We start from the raw sequence: 14,601 nt of genomic DNA on the forward strand, positions 1-14,601 counted from the left end.
AGGGCGTCATCACGGTCCTCTCGCCGAACGGGGCGGGGGCGACGACCCAGCTCACCCCCACCGGCGCCCCCAACAACTGGCAGAACGTCGACGAGATCCCGCCCTCGGACGCCGACTTCAACGAGGCCACGGCGGCGAACCTGAAGGACACCTACACCCACGCCGCCCTTCCCGCCACCGCCGGCTCGGTGGGGGCGGCGCTCCTGGCCGCTCGCGTGGTCAAGGTTGGCTCGACCATCAACAACGCCTACCTCGTGGTGCGCTCGGGCGCCACGGACTACGAGAGCCCGGCGAATCTGATGTCCCTCTCGCCGACCATCATCACGGGCATGTGGGAGACCGATCCGGCCGGGGGCGCGTGGACGCCCGCGAGCCTGAACGCCAGCCAGATCGGCATCCGGTTCGACGCGTGACCGACTCCGCCCGCGTCAGCGACGAGCAGATGCTGGCCGAGTGGACGCCGACCGGAACGGGTCGGGTGAGCGACGAGCAGCTCATCGCCGAGTGGACGCCCACCGGAACGGGTCGGGTGAGCGACGAGCAGATGCTGGCCGAGTGGGCTCCGAACGGTGCTGCGCGACTGATCGACCAGCAGCTGCTGGCGGAGTGGACGCCCCCGGGCGCGGCGCGCCTCATCGACCTCCAGCTCCTGGTCGAGTGGCAGACGCCGGTGGCGGCGAGTCTGATCGGGACCGGCTCCCTCGCGGCAGCCGCGTGGGCGACGCTCGTGGCCGGGGCCGCGCTCTCGGGCGCCGGGGCGCTCAGCGCCCACATGGGCGCGACCCTCGTGCTGCGGGGGGCGAGCTCCGACCTCGACTTCGGGGGGCTGTTCGACCGGCTGCTCGCCGAGGGGACCGAGACCGCCGGCTCCATCACCGTCGCGCTGGCGGCGAGCCAGACCGGCGCCGGCTACGCGTTCACCCCCGCCGACTTCCCGGGCCTGCAGGGGGCGGCGGGCGACTACACGGTGAAGGTCAACGTGACGACCGGCAACAACCGGATCTTCATCTCGGTGCTGGTCGCGCGGGTCGACGCCACCGGGGTGACGCAGGCCTCGAGCGGGCTCTCCGCCGAGCAGACGGCGAACGCCGGGGTGAAGACCTTCGCGTTCGCAGGGCTGGACCTCGGCGCCTGGCGGGCCGGGGACCGGCTCATGGCGCAGTTCCGGTTCCGCAACAGCCAGAACATGAGCAACACGACGGCCATCGAGACCGGGACGGCGAACGCCACGGTGACCACCCCCTGGAGCGCGCCGCAGGGGAAGGCCAGGCTCCCGGGCGCCGGCTCCCTCTCCGCGAGCGCCGCCGTGATCGCCCCCACCAACGCGGCCGCCTCGGCCGCGGCGCAGACCAGCGTAAGTGGGACCGCGGACAAAACGTTTTCGAGAACCGCCAGCTACGCGCCGGATGGGAGCCTCGATTGGGATGTGGAGTTCGTGCCATGACCGACCTTGCGCCTGGAGACATCCTGATTGGCGGGCTCGGGCACATCGACATCATCCATCCCAACGGGACCCTCGAGCGGCGGCCGATTGTCGACGCCCTGGGGAAGCCCCTGCAGGTGAACGGCATCGCCGTCAGCCCGAGCGGGCACTACCAGTTCGCGGCGAGCCCGCCCGGCGAAACGATCAATCGGCCCCACGATATCGCGTATTTGCCCGACGGCAGCGGGTATATTGAGATCGGCCAGGCCTCGCCGCGGTCGGCGCAGCTGTGGAAATTTGACCTCGCCGGGAATCGTGTGGGTACCTGGACCATCGAAACCGACGACGGATGGACCACGGGGCTGCTCCGTTTGGACGTCGCACCCGACGGGAAGACGGTCTACTACACCGATTCCGGCCGGACGATCTTCCGGTTCGACATCAGCACCGACGACGGCATGCAGCTGCAGCCATTTGACAAGCTGCCGATGGACAGCCCGAACATCTACGCGGGATTCAAGCTCCTGTCGGATGGCGGCATCGTCCTCGCCATGTCCAAGACCGGGAACGGACCGAGAGATGCGGTCTGTTTGGACAACGACCGGACGTCCTTCTGGACGGACGAAGTCAACCCCGCGGTCCCGGGCCAGTACCACATCTACCGGCGGAGCCTCGCCGACTCCGGCAATAAGATTGACACCTACCCGAACCCGGACGAGGGCTACCTCGAGTATGAGGTGATGTGCCTCGCGTGCTATCTGAGAGGGGACGCGAGATACGGCGTCCATTCCAAAGCCCTGAGTAATGCGGGGCCGCCGGTTGCCTCGTCGTGGTTCGCTGACGTTCGGAATCTCGGGGTGGGGCGGGTGCGCACCGAGATTCGCTATACGCTGTTCCCACAAGCCGCAGATTGCGACGCGTCGGACACGACCATCGACCAGGCGCTTGACCCTATCGGGGTGGCGCTTGCCGCCTACAAGCGAGCCGCGGTCGAGCCGCTGGCCATTCTTGCCAGCGGCATCCTCGGAGTCGACCTGAGCACCGACTTCCGGCCTGGAGGAACGGGACTCTGCCCGGCAACGGGGAAGAACTATTTTCAGGCCTTCTCAGATCGAGCGGCGACGATCGCGTCAAAGCTCCACACACTTGCCGGAGTCACGTGTTTCGAGATCTGGAACGAGCCGAACGTGCCCCTGACCCCAGACGGCGATGAGAACGATCAGTACATCGCCAATTCTGACGACTTCGCGCAGCTCGTGTTTGGCGCAGCGAACGCTATCGTAGCTGCCCTCGCTCCCGTTGAGGTCACAATTGTGACCGGCGGGGTGTTCTTCAGTGATCACCAGGATGACTTCCCCTATCTGACAGACACCATGACCACGTTGAAGAGCCTTGGTCCCGCTTCGTGGCAGCAGATCGGTGTTCACGCATATTGGAGCGACGCTGCGTACGCAGGCGGTCGTCTCGATGACCTGTCGAATGCCCTCGAAGCTGGTGAAATCGAGCCCAGAACCCTATGGATCACCGAGTTTGGCGTGCAGCGGGCCTGTCAGGATCCCGCCTGCCCCGTGGATGAGCGGTCCGGGTTGGAACAGGCGAGCGACCTTGCCACTTGGTATAGCGAGGCCATAAACCCGAGGCTCTCGTCCGGCGGGGGCGCTGTAGATGCTGCGTTCTGGTTCAGCCACGAGAATGAGCTTCAATCTGCGGGCGCAACCGTTTGGAACACCTGGGGCCTGACGAACTGGGACACGAACGGCGACACCCTCGAAGCAGAGATCAGCCCGTCACAGCACTGGCCGTCATGGGAACAGTTGCGCGAATCCATGGCGCCGCCGGCCCCGTAGTGCCGGTGGGCAGCGGTCTTCGGCGCCAACTGGCCAGGTCCTCGAAGTGGGCACTTCGAATCATCCTCATCGCCCTGTGCTTCGCGACGGCTTCCGGGCGAACCTCCGGGGCACCGCCAAAGGACATATGGGCCCCCCTCCCGCCTGCCGGCGCTCCCACTCCGCGAAGGGGCCACGTCGCAATCTGGACGGGCCGAGAGATGATCATCTGGGGTGGTGCCTCACAAGGGAGCCTCCTCGGCGATGGGGCCCGCTACAATCCGTCGACGCGCCGCTGGGCAAAGATGAGTGTCGATGGTGCGCCTAGCCCTCGTTCCGCGCCCATTGCGGGGTGGACTGGCGAAGAGCTCCTGGTCTGGGGCGGAGAGCGCCGCGGCGGTCCGCTCTCGGATGGTGCCCGCTACGACCCGTCCACCGACACCTGGACACCGATATCGGCCGATGGCGCTCCCTCGGCACGTTTCGCAGCGACCGCCGCGTGGACCGGCTCAGAGCTGTTGGTCTGGGGCGGATTGGGACCCGACGGAATCATTTTCAACGATGGAGCCGGCTACGATCCCCGCACAGATACGTGGACCCCAATGTCACAAGCGGGGGCCCCTTCCCGCCGTGTCTGGTTCGCCTGGGCATGGACCGGTTCAGAGCTCATCGTGTGGGGGGGCCATGTCGAATCGCCGCACAGCGCCAGGTCCACGGCCGACGACGGCGCCGCCTACGATCCGGCCGCCGACACCTGGCGGCCGATCGCGTCGTCGCCCATGGCCCCGACTGGCCCGATCTCGTCCGTGTGGACCGGCGACCGCATGTTCGTCTCTGGGGGCACGAAGGCGGCCCTGTACGATCCCGAGTCGGATGCCTGGAAAGCGGCTTCAGTGGACACGGGCGTCGAGTCCCGCCTGCCCGCGGCCACCACGGCCGGTGGTGCCAGCGTCGCCTGGACCGGACACGAGGTGGTCATGTGGGGCGGGCCCGACTCTCCGGCTGTACCGAGGAGCTACTTCCGAGACGGCTCTCGGTACGATCCAGTAAGCGACACCTGGGCGCCCATTCCCGATGGCGGCCCTCAGCCGCCGACCTCGCATACAGCGGTGTGGACTGGCACCGAGATGCTGATCTGGCCGGGCGGCGGCTCGGAAGGCATCGGCGGAGCCTATCGCCCCTACTGGCTCAGGGTGCGAACTCCAACGCAGGCCTACGGCGTCGACGACTCGCCCCTGTTCGTCGCCCAGCCCGGGGAGCTGTATCGCGTCATCCAGTTCCAGGACGATTGGGCCCTGGTCCAGGCCAACGGGGATCCGCCGTCCCTCGAGGAGTGGGTGGCCATCGACGAGCGAGTCGAGCTTTCGACCCCATTTCCGCCGGACCCGGCGCCGTAGATTTCGCCCGTTGTGGGCAGCCTCGGGAGTCCGCACGGTGGGTTGGGCTACAATCGCACTGTCGCGTACGCGCACCGCCAGAGCACACTCCCTGCCCTGAGCACTTTGAGGGGATTGCCAATGTCCGCCGACGTTCAGACGAGCCCGAGCTACAGCATCACCATCCGCTGCGCACTGGAAAACCGGCCGGGGATGCTGGGAAGGCTCACAACCGCGATTGGGGAAGAGGGCGGCAACATTGGCGCCATCGACATCGCTGGCTCCGGCCCAGCCACGCTGATCCGCGACATCACCGTCAACGCGCGCGATGAGGCCCACGCCGATGCCATCGCCGCGCGCGTGAACCGCATCGAGGGGGTCAAGGTCGTCAACGTCTCGGACCGGACGTTCCTGCTCCATCTGGGCGGCAAGATCGAGGTCACGGGCAAATCGCCTCTGAAAACCCGGGACGATCTGTCGATGGCGTACACGCCCGGTGTGGCACGCGTTTCGATGGCCATTGCCCGGGATCCATCCAAAGCGTGGAACCTGACCATCAAGCGCCACACCGTGGCCGTCGTCAGCGATGGCTCCGCGGTGCTTGGCCTCGGCAACATCGGCCCCTACGGCGCCATGCCGGTCATGGAAGGCAAGTGCATGCTCTTCAAAGAGTTCGGCGGGCTCGACGCCTTCCCCATCTGCCTCGACACCCAGGACCCCGAGGAGATCATCGAGACGGTCGCGCGCATCGCGCCGGCCTTCGGCGGCGTGAACCTCGAGGACATCGCCGCGCCCCGCTGTTTCGTCGTCGAGGACGCCCTCCGCGAGCGCGTGGACATCCCAGTCTTCCACGATGACCAGCATGGGACGGCCATCGTGGTCCTCGCCGCCCTCAAGAACGCGCTGAAGATCGTAGAGAAGCCAATTGAAGACATACGCATCATCATGCTGGGCGCGGGCGCGGCCGGCGTGGCGTGCACCCGCATCCTGCTGGCGTCCGGCGCGCGCGACATCATCCTCTGCGACCGCGAGGGAGCCATCTACCGGGGCCGCACGGCTGGCATGAACCCGTTCAAGGAGCAGATCGCGACGGAGACGAACCCGTCGCAGCTCCGGGGCGACGCGAACAGCCTCCTCGCGGGCGCCGACGTCTTGATCGGCCTCTCCGGTCCCGGCCTCATCAAACCGGAATCCGTAAAGGAGATGAACGCGGACGCCATCGTGTTCGCGATGGCCAATCCGACGCCGGAGGTCATGCCGGAAACCATTCAGGACTACGCCCGAATCATCGCCACGGGTCGATCCGATTACCCGAACCAGATCAACAACGTGCTGGCGTTTCCCGGGGTCATGCGCGGCGCCCTCGACTGCCAGGCGCGGACCGTCAACGAGGCGATGAAGCTCGCGGCGGCGGAGGCCATCGCGTCGGTCGTCACCGCCGAGGAGCTGAACGAGGACTACATCATCCCAAGCGTGTTCAATAAGCGCGTCGCAACCGACGTGGCGGAGGCCGTCCGGAACGCCGCGTACGCCTCCGGCGTCGCCCGCCGCGAGCGGCGCACCGTCGAGGAGGAGCTGAGCCTGGCCCTGGCCTCCCGATAGCGGGCGCGTTTGGCACGGCCATGGCCGAAGCTCGCGTCGCCGTCATCGACGACTTCCACCGCGCGTTCGCGCCCACGGACGCGATCCGCCGCCTGCGCCAACGGGCGGAGGTGGCGATCTTCGATGCGCCATTTCCATCGCACGCAGACATGGCCCGCGCGCTGCGCGGCTATCCCATCGTCATCGCCAACCGGGAGCGCACCCACTTCACGGAGGCGATCCTCGGCCAGCTCCCCGATCTGCGCCTCATTTCCAACACGGGATCGCACTTCTACCACGTCGACGTCGACGCCGCGACGCGCCGAGGCGTGCTGCTCGCAAACGCGCCGGGCGGCTCGTCGCCGTCCGTCGCCGAGCTGACGATCGCCTACATCATTGCCCTCGTTCGCCGCATCCCCCAGACGAACGCGGCGATGCATAGGGGGGAGTGGCCGGTCGAGCTGTACGGATCGGTCGAGGGGAAGACCCTCGGCATCCTCGGGATGGGAAAGATCGGCACGCGCGTCGCCCGGGCGGCGGTCGCCCTCGACATGCGCGTCGTCGCCTGGGGGCCGACCCTGACCGACGAGCGCGCTGCCCGATCCGGCGTCACGCGGGTCGAGATCGACGACCTCGTGCAATCGGCGGACTTTGTCTCAGTGCATCTTCCGCTCAGCGACCTCTCGCGGAGTATCATGTCCCGCGAGCGGATCTGGCGGATGAAGCCCTCGGCGTTTCTCGTGAACACGGCGCGCGCCGCCATCGTCGACGAGACCGCCCTGATCGACGCCCTGCGCGCCGGGCGGATCGCGGGCGCGGCGCTCGACGTGTTTCTCGAGGAGCCCTTGCCGCGCGAATCGCCGCTCCGAGGGATGCAGAACGTCATCCTGTCACCGCACGCCGGCTGGACCACGCACGAGTCGTACGGCCCCTGGATCGAGATGACCGTCGAGAACGTGATCGCCTATCTGGACGGCGCGCCCATCCGCATCCACAATCCGGAGGCCCTGGCCGCCCACGCCGGCCTCCCGGGCGGCCGCCCGTGAGCGCGCGCAAACCGACGGCCGTGATCATCACCACGGGCGGCACGATCGCGTCCAGGCCCGACCCGGTGACCGGCGCCGTCGTGCCGGCGGTCTCGGGCGAGGACCTCGTCAGCGCCGTCCCCGGGCTCTCACACGTGGCGAACGTCGAGGTGCGCGCCTACAGGAACGTCCTCGGGCCCGCGCTCGAGCCCGAGGACCTGTTCGCCATCGGCCGAATGGCGGTCGACGCGTTGAAGCAGGACGCCGTCGATGGCGTGGTCGTCACGTCGGGCACCGGCATCATCGAGGAGGGCAGCTACCTCTGCGATCTCCTCAATACGACGGATAAGCCCCTCGTCTGGACGGGCGCCCAGTTCAGCGCCGACATGTGGGACACCGATGGCCCCCGCAACCTGCTCAACTCCGTTCGCGTGGCCGTTGATCCGGAAGCGCGAGGCATGGGCGCCGTCGTCTGTTTCAACCAGGAGATCAATGCCGCCCGCGACGTCATCAAGCACCACAAGAGCAACATGCACACCTTCACGTCCCTCGACGTCGGCATCCTCGGCCGCGCGGACGAGGACCGGGTCGTCTTCGTGCGCCGGCCGGCGCGGCGCCGCGCCTTCGACGTGGCCCGGATCGAGCCGAACGTGGACTTCATCAAGATCGTCGCCGGAAGCGACGATCGCTTCTTCCGCGCATCCATCGCCGCCGGCGCGAAAGGGATCGTGGTGGAGTCATTCCCCGGGGTGGGGATTCTCTCGCCGCGGACCCTCCCCGGCGCGCTGGCCGCCCGCGAGGCCGGTATTCCGGTCGTGCTGACGACCCGGTCGATTCAGGGGCGGACCATTCCGAAATACGGCGGGGAGATCGGCGCGCGGGACCTCATTCGGCACGGAATCATCCTGGCGGGCGATCTCGCCCCCAGCAAGGCCCACGTCTTGCTGATGGTGCTCCTGGCCGTCACTCAGGACAACGAGCGATTGCGCGAGCTGTTCGCGGACGCCGCGCCCTGATCCGCGGCGCCTCAGACGGCGATCAGATAGCCGGGAGGTGGCGGCGATGCCCGACGCGCTGCGACGAGCATCGCGTCCCGCTGGCTCGCGACGCCAGCGCGCGGCCAGATGCAGGCGTTACCAACCCGCACGGTGAGCTGCGAGTCGTGTTTCTGGCAGCAGCCCATTCCGGCCAGCTTGCGCCCGTTGACGTATTCGGGGGAGAAGAAGGGACAGCCCCCGGAACAGACACGCACCCGTTCCTGCCCGTGAGCGCTCGCCTTCATCGTCTTGATGTCCGCCATGGGTCACCTCCCCACGCTTTGCCGGTCATCATATGTTTCAGTCTCGTGATTTACTGTGAAGGCGATCACGAATCCGGCGTGATCCGCGATCCATCTCAACGCAGCGCGTAGGGTTCGCCGTGCAGAGCGCCCCGCTCGTCAGCGTTTCCCGAGGATCGCAGATCGAATCGGTGCACTGCGGTTCTATCGCCGTCTGCGACACCGAGGGAAAGCTGGTTGCCGTTGTAGGCGATCCCGAGCGGCTGACCTATTTGCGCTCCTCGGCGAAACCGTTTCAGGCAATGGCCGTTGTCGAGACCGGCGCCGTGGATCGGTTCGCGATGACCGAGGCCGAGATCGCGCTGATCGCCTCATCTCACAGCGGCGAGCCCCGGCACACGCGGTCCGTCGCAGGGTTGCTGGCGCGCGCTGGACTGGCGGCTGATGATCTCCAGTGCGGCGCTCACCCCCCGCTTCATGCCCACACCCGCGCAACGCTCGAGGCGTCTGGCCAGCCGCCGACTGCGCTCCACCACAACTGCTCGGGGAAGCATTGCGGCATGCTGTGCGCCTGCGTTCACCAGGGCTGGGACGCCCGGACCTATCTCCGTCCCGACCACCCCATGCAGCGGCGCAACCTCGCCCTCATTGCGGACGCGGCGTCCCTGCCCGCCCGGGACATCGCCATCGCCATCGATGGATGCGGCGTACCGACCTTCGGGATGCCCCTCCGGTCCTTCGCCACGGCATTCGCGCGGCTAGCGCGCCACGATACCCTTGGGTCACACGACGAAGCCGGGCGGCGCGTCGCCACCGCCATGCTCGCCCATCCCGAGATGGTTGCGGGCGAGGGCCGCTTCGACACGGCGCTGATGGAGCGCGCTGGCGGCCGCGTCCTCGTCAAGTCGGGCGCGGAAGGGTGCTGCGGGATCAGCCTGCCGGAGCGAGGCTGGGGAATCGCCCTCAAGATCGAGGACGGAAACGCGCGAGCGGTGCCGTCTGCGGCCGTTGCGACGCTCCGCGCCGTGAACGTGCTCACCGAGGCTGACGAGTCAGCCCTGGCAGACTTCGCCCGGCCGCCAATCCGGAACTACCGAGGCGAGATCGTCGGTGAGATAGCTGCGACGTTTCGTCTCGATTTGGCACGATGACGCGAATCAGGCTTCGCGGGCGATCTCCAGGGGCTTGCCGTTGACGCTCGCCACCAGCTCGCACGGGGTTGGCTCGCGGATCGCGCCGATCGTGTAGCAGCTCGCCTCCGCCATCCGGAGCAGCTCGCTCACCCGCCCGATCGGCTCATCGCTGTCGAGGTCGACCTCGGTGCGCACGCTGTCGCACCCGGCGGTCGCCGTCCCCGCGAGAATCGAGCCGGCGCGGTGGTACCGCGCGTGGACCCTCACGCGCGCATTGCGAATCGCGATCTTCATCATCTGTGCGGACCGCACAAGCTGGGTCGCCAGTCAGAATCCGATCGCGAGGGTGAAGTAGGCGAGGGGAGAGGGCGCGGTGTTGGTGCCACCCGTCCGCTCCGCCTCGTCGCTCATAACAGTGAACCCGCGAACGTGCCCCTCTTTGAGCATGCCCTCGAGGACGACGACCTCCGATTCGACGTCAGGGCCGGGCCGACCCCCATCGGATTGATTCACGACCGCGTCAACCGGGATTTCTTGCATGCGCCTCTCTCCGCGTCCAGTGTTCGGACTGCCGTCTTCCTCACAATGGGAGCGTAGGGGCTGTCGCGTGCGCCCGTCAAGCTCCCGCGGTTGGGTGCGCCGAGGTGGTTCGTGGCTCGGACGCCGCGGCACGCGTGCCTCACGACCGCCGCGATAGTAGGATAGGCTAGCCACGAAAAGGAGGGACCGAATGCGCCAGAGTCACCAACTCGTCATCAATGGACAGCTTCAAGGGTTCGCCAAGGGTGTGAACGCAGAGGGCCGTTTCGCCTTTGTGTCGGGCGTCACCGGGCGAGGGGCGACCATAGGCGACCAGGCCGAGGACTGCTGGAACACGATCAAGGAGCGGGTCGAGTCGCTGGGCGGTCGGGTCGAGAACATCGTGCAGCGCATGACGTTCGTCACCAGCATCGCGGATTGGCAGGCGGAAGGCGGCCCGCGTCAACGAGCCTGGCTGCAGAAGAATTGCCCGTCCCTGATCGAAAATCCGCCCGCTGGTACGCTGATCGGCTGCGTGGGGCTGGCCCAGCCTGAGTACAAGGTCGAGATCCAGGTCGTCGTGGCCCTCGACTGACGCGCGAAGCCGCGTCCCGCGCTCTGTGGGGACCCGGGGTGAGCGCTCGGCTAAATCGCCGGGTTGACCGGCGGATTCACCGCCTCATGGGCTGATCCGTACAACTCGTCGATGTACTGGCTATCGTCGATCGCCCGCAGGTAATGGGTGTCCCAGAGGTCGAACGGACCGATGAAATTGATGTTGGCATCGTGCGCGACGTCCAGGTTGTAGACGTTCCACACAGCGAGCGGGTGCGGAAACGGCTTCGCACTCAAGAGCCGCGCCCACACGCTCTGCAGATGCTCGATCTCTTCGTGGCTCTTGATCCCCAAAACGGGAGCGACGTGCGCCTCCAGGATCTCGCACACGCGTGATGGCTCCGTCTTGAAGAAATGGATGGCGTCGACCATCGACCGCAGAAAGGCGAGGGTGGTCTCCTCGTTCTCGCGCACCCACTCGATATTGCTGCAGATCGTGCAGTTGTGGATGACGGGAATGGCCGGGAGCTCGAGCACGTGGAGACCAAGCTTTTCGGCCCGCAGATCGAACGGTGGGTCGACGCCGGCCCCCGCCGCCTCGTTCGACAACACGGCGTCGAGCGTGCGGCTGGCGCGATCGCCCGGGCGCTGGGTGTCGGTGACGAAGTTGATCCTGGAAAGGTCGGCTCCGGCGGCCTCGATGGAGTGGCGCAGGTTACCCAGCACGCACGGCGCCGGCGCGGCGGCGATCACCGTCTTCCCCTCGAGATCCCGAACGGACCGGATGGAGTCGCTGACGACGAAGCGGTCGTCCCAGTCGTTCTGTGCCTGCGCCAGGTACACGAAGCGCTTGTCGCCCTTGGCGCGGTAGTAGTAGGGCTCGTGGTGCAGCCCGCTGAGAAAATCGTACGTGCCGTCGAGGAGCCGCGGCGCACGGTCCGGGTTCTCGAGATACGGCTGATCCGGGGAACGGAGCTTGGTCGCGTGGACCTGAAGCTCGAAGCCGTGCTGGCGTGTCACACCCGACTCGCGCCACGTGTAGAGGAAGGCGAGGTGGGAGAAGTCGCTCGCCAGAATTTTGACAACGGGCTTTACGGGCATGAGGCGGCTCCTTTGTCTTTCGATAGGCGCGCCGCGCGCCGACTGATGACCGCGCTGCCAGCACCAGTCTGATGCTCGGCACCGCCGCCGCCAGTGTATCCGATCATCTCGTTCGCCACGCCCCACGCGGGCCGGTCAAGGTTCGGAAGCCGCTATGGATAGCCACCCGGCACCGCGCCCGCGTCTTCTGATCGAGCCGCTCGCCGCCACGCTTCTCTGGGGCGGAGTGTTTACCGCGGCCAAGATTGGCTTGCGGGACATCCCGGCGCTGAGCTTCATCACCCTTCGCATTCTGATCGCGACGGCGGTGCTCGCGGTCCTGGTCCTCCACACGCGGTCCCTCCGCCTCCACCGGCCAGCATGGCGAGCGCTCATCCTGGCTGGTTTGGCCCAGACCAGCTTTCAGTACCTCCTGTTCCAGGCCATCAACCGAACCAGCGCGAGCATCAGCGCGATCCTCCTGGCAACCGCGCCTCTCATGACGGCCGGTTGGCTCGTCGCAGCGCGGCGTGAGCGGCTCGGCTCGCGTCAATGGCTCGGGCTGGGTCTGGGAATCGTCGGCGTGGCGCTCGTGGTCCAGACCGACCAGGCCGCCCCGGCAAGCATCACCCTCACGGGCAATCTCCTCGCTCTCGGCTCGGCAGTCGCGTGGGCCTGGTACGGCTTGGCGATCGGACCCCTCGCCCGGGCCACCGGCTCCCTGAGCGCGACCGCCGCGACGCTCGCCATCGCTGGGATGCTGCTCCTACCCCTCAGCATTCCGGAGCTCCGATCGGTCGCGTGGGACCACGTGTCCGTCGCGGCCTGGGCCGGCACCCTATATGGCTCACTCCTGGGGCTGGTCCTCGCGACGATCCTCTGGGTCCGCTCCATCCACCGGTGGGGCACTCAGCCCACGATGACCTACAGCTATGTCGAGCCCGTTGCCGCCGTCGTCATCGCGGCGATCGTCCTGGGGGAGGCGCTCCATCCCATCCAGGGCATGGGAGCGCTGCTGGCCCTGGCCGGCGTCTTCCTCGCATCGAGCCCGAAGGCGTGACGGCGTGCATGGCCGGGCACCACATCCTGCGCCGCATCGTCACGCCGTGAGCGACCCGGCGGCCTCGCCGGGCGGATGGGCGGACAGCGGTAGCGACACGGTAAATGTGCTCCCGGCCCCTTCAGCGCTCTCGACGGCGATTCGCCCGCCGTGCAGCTCGACCACATCGCGAGCGCTCGCCAGGCCCACGCCCGCGCCCGATGCTGCCAGCGCGGCATTCGTCCCGCGCCAGAAGCGTTCGAAAACGTGGGGCAGGTCCCTGCGGGCAATCCCGATCCCGTGGTCCTCGACCTCAAGGATCGCCCACCCGTCTTCGCTCCGCAGGCGAACCGCGATGTCGGCCCCGTGGGGACTGTATTTGATGGCGTTGGAGAGCAGATTATCGACCACTCGCGACACGCGCGCCTCGTCCCACGCGCCGACCAGCTCCGACATTCCGGCGTGATCGACGTGAATAGTGCAGCCACTCGGCTCATCGCAATGTTCTTCGACGAGGGATTCGACCAGGGCCACCAAGTCCATCGGTGCGCGATTCAGATCGAGGGCCTGGCCGGCATCCAGCCGAGCCGCGTCCAACAGCTCGTCGATCTGCTCCGCGATCCGCGCCGATGCGCGCTCGATGGTCTCGAGGCGGTTCGCGAAGCCGGTGGATGCGGGGCCCGATCGCGCAAGCTGCCGTTGCAGCAGCTCCGCGGTCGACTTGATGACGGTGAGCGGCCCCTTGAGATCGTGCGACAACTCCGCCATCAGGTTGCTACGAGTCAGTAGGGCTTCCTCGGCGCGGGCGAGCGCGCGCCGCTCGCCATTGACCAGCGAGCTGGTCAGCAGCGCGATGAAGATGAAGATGCCAATCCGCAGAAAATCATCCAGCTCGACGCTGACCGAGTACGCCGGAGACAGCAGCAAGACGAACGTAAGGGCAGATGAGACGCCGATCGCAAGGAACCCCGGGCCCAAACCGCCGAGCCAGGCGCTGATGAGCACCGCGCCGTAGGACAACACAAACAGGTCGCGGTCAAGGGCCGACTGTCTCAGCCACAATTCGATTTCGAATGCGCCAGCCGCGGCCACGACCGCGATGGCATAGTGAAAAACGGGATGGATGCGAGCGGGGCGGAACACAATGGATACCTGGCTGCGGCGTTCGCGTTGCTGCGAGTAACGCATAACTTTACCGCACGATGGATTTCCCGTATCGGCGGAGGTCCTATCGGGGCCACAACGGCAACCGGACCAGCGATCTCAGAGATGGATCACCCCGGCTTGCGGGCGATTGCCTCGATCTCCTCGATCGTCGGCCCATCAAGCCGCATGGCTCTGTGGGCTCGCCATTCCAGGATCTGCATCTGCCTGTCCCCATAGACGTGGTACGGATCCTCCCCGGCAATGCGCGTCGCATCCGCAAGGCTATCGGCGAGAACGATGTAGACACCGTAAGCGCCATCCGTCGTGGGCCCCGAGAAGAGGAGCCGACCCGCGCGATGCTGAGCGTCCAGCCAATCGCGGTGAGCGGGCGTACGGGGTTCCGTCTCGGCGTTCATTCGAACCCTCCGCGAGAGTACCAGGTACCACACGGCCTTCATCCCCCTCGTGAGAATCGGTCACGCGCGTCCATGTTAGCGGCGCCCCGAAACGGCCACAATCGCGCACAAGTGCCCTTACCGTCCGGTGGGGCTGGCGCAGGGGAAGTTCACTCGTGCGCCTCGGCCCTCGCAGGGGGAGAGGCCGGCCGCACCGTCAGGCG

16 protein-coding genes are annotated in these 14,601 nt (G+C 67.1%); 10 read left to right on the forward strand and 6 right to left on the reverse strand.

Going from position 1 to position 14,601, the window contains the following annotated elements; all coding sequences use genetic code 11:
• The 7 genes from VFC51_08165 to VFC51_08195 all read left to right on the forward strand — a co-directional run.
• Window positions 1-413: hypothetical protein (locus VFC51_08165; protein HZT06992.1), on the forward strand; the 413-nt coding region annotated here is incomplete at its 5' end.
• Entirely contained in the window at window positions 410-1,444 is a 1,035-nt protein-coding gene (locus tag VFC51_08170; GenBank protein HZT06993.1) for a hypothetical protein, read from the forward strand. The genes VFC51_08165 and VFC51_08170, both read left to right, overlap by 4 nt.
• A complete protein-coding gene (locus VFC51_08175) occupies window positions 1,441-3,270 on the forward strand; it encodes a glycosyl hydrolase (protein ID HZT06994.1) in 1,830 nt (609 codons plus the stop codon). Before VFC51_08170 ends, VFC51_08175 begins: the two co-directional genes overlap by 4 nt.
• A gap of 650 nt (window positions 3,271-3,920) precedes the next feature.
• Window positions 3,921-4,646: a hypothetical protein gene (locus VFC51_08180; protein ID HZT06995.1), complete on the forward strand. Its 726-nt coding sequence runs from the start codon at window positions 3,921-3,923 to the stop codon at window positions 4,644-4,646.
• Between the two features lie 120 nt (window positions 4,647-4,766).
• Complete coding sequence (locus VFC51_08185; GenBank protein ID HZT06996.1) at window positions 4,767-6,227, forward strand: malic enzyme-like NAD(P)-binding protein; 1,461 nt, start codon at window positions 4,767-4,769, stop codon at window positions 6,225-6,227.
• A gap of 20 nt (window positions 6,228-6,247) precedes the next feature.
• Window positions 6,248-7,252, forward strand: a complete 1,005-nt coding sequence (locus VFC51_08190) for a D-2-hydroxyacid dehydrogenase family protein (protein HZT06997.1) — start codon at window positions 6,248-6,250, stop codon at window positions 7,250-7,252.
• Window positions 7,249-8,247: an asparaginase gene (locus tag VFC51_08195; GenBank protein ID HZT06998.1), complete on the forward strand. Its 999-nt coding sequence runs from the start codon at window positions 7,249-7,251 to the stop codon at window positions 8,245-8,247. The genes VFC51_08190 and VFC51_08195 overlap by 4 nt, the downstream gene beginning before the upstream one ends.
• A gap of 11 nt (window positions 8,248-8,258) precedes the next feature.
• On the opposite strand, the gene VFC51_08200 is transcribed toward VFC51_08195, so the two are convergent.
• Complete coding sequence (locus VFC51_08200) at window positions 8,259-8,531, reverse strand: hypothetical protein (GenBank protein ID HZT06999.1); 273 nt, start codon at window positions 8,529-8,531, stop codon at window positions 8,259-8,261.
• 119 nt (window positions 8,532-8,650) lie between these two features.
• On the opposite strand from VFC51_08200, the gene VFC51_08205 reads away from it, so the two are divergent.
• Complete coding sequence (locus tag VFC51_08205) at window positions 8,651-9,661, forward strand: asparaginase (protein HZT07000.1); 1,011 nt, start codon at window positions 8,651-8,653, stop codon at window positions 9,659-9,661.
• A 6-nt stretch (window positions 9,662-9,667) separates the two neighbouring features.
• On the opposite strand, the gene VFC51_08210 is transcribed toward VFC51_08205, so the two are convergent.
• Both VFC51_08210 and VFC51_08215 read right to left on the reverse strand, forming a co-directional pair.
• The gene (locus VFC51_08210; protein HZT07001.1) at window positions 9,668-9,940 is read right to left on the reverse strand and encodes a hypothetical protein; all 273 of its coding nucleotides are present in this window, start codon (window positions 9,938-9,940) and stop codon (window positions 9,668-9,670) included.
• 30 nt (window positions 9,941-9,970) lie between these two features.
• Window positions 9,971-10,183, reverse strand: a complete 213-nt coding sequence (locus tag VFC51_08215) for a hypothetical protein (protein HZT07002.1) — start codon at window positions 10,181-10,183, stop codon at window positions 9,971-9,973.
• A gap of 190 nt (window positions 10,184-10,373) precedes the next feature.
• Between VFC51_08215 and VFC51_08220 the strand changes: the two genes are divergently transcribed.
• Window positions 10,374-10,757 carry a Rid family hydrolase gene (locus tag VFC51_08220; GenBank protein ID HZT07003.1) on the forward strand — a complete coding sequence of 128 codons (384 nt, stop codon included), beginning with the start codon at window positions 10,374-10,376 and terminating at the stop codon, window positions 10,755-10,757.
• A gap of 50 nt (window positions 10,758-10,807) precedes the next feature.
• On the opposite strand, the gene VFC51_08225 is transcribed toward VFC51_08220, so the two are convergent.
• On the reverse strand, window positions 10,808-11,818 hold the full coding sequence (locus VFC51_08225) for an ABC transporter substrate-binding protein (GenBank protein HZT07004.1): 1,011 nt from the start codon (window positions 11,816-11,818) through the stop codon (window positions 10,808-10,810).
• Window positions 11,819-11,972: 154 nt separating this feature from the next.
• Here VFC51_08225 and VFC51_08230 point away from each other — a divergent pair, with 154 nt between their 5' ends.
• The gene (locus tag VFC51_08230) at window positions 11,973-12,857 is read left to right on the forward strand and encodes an EamA family transporter (protein ID HZT07005.1); all 885 of its coding nucleotides are present in this window, start codon (window positions 11,973-11,975) and stop codon (window positions 12,855-12,857) included.
• A 39-nt stretch (window positions 12,858-12,896) separates the two neighbouring features.
• On the opposite strand, the gene VFC51_08235 is transcribed toward VFC51_08230, so the two are convergent.
• Both VFC51_08235 and VFC51_08240 read right to left on the reverse strand, forming a co-directional pair.
• Window positions 12,897-13,979: a HAMP domain-containing sensor histidine kinase gene (locus VFC51_08235; GenBank protein HZT07006.1), complete on the reverse strand. Its 1,083-nt coding sequence runs from the start codon at window positions 13,977-13,979 to the stop codon at window positions 12,897-12,899.
• 131 nt (window positions 13,980-14,110) lie between these two features.
• Complete coding sequence (locus VFC51_08240) at window positions 14,111-14,440, reverse strand: YciI family protein (GenBank protein ID HZT07007.1); 330 nt, start codon at window positions 14,438-14,440, stop codon at window positions 14,111-14,113.
• Window positions 14,441-14,601: the final 161 nt, after the last annotated feature.

Source organism: Chloroflexota bacterium (assembly GCA_035652535.1).
GTDB lineage: Bacteria > Chloroflexota > UBA6077 > UBA6077 > SHYK01 > DASRDP01.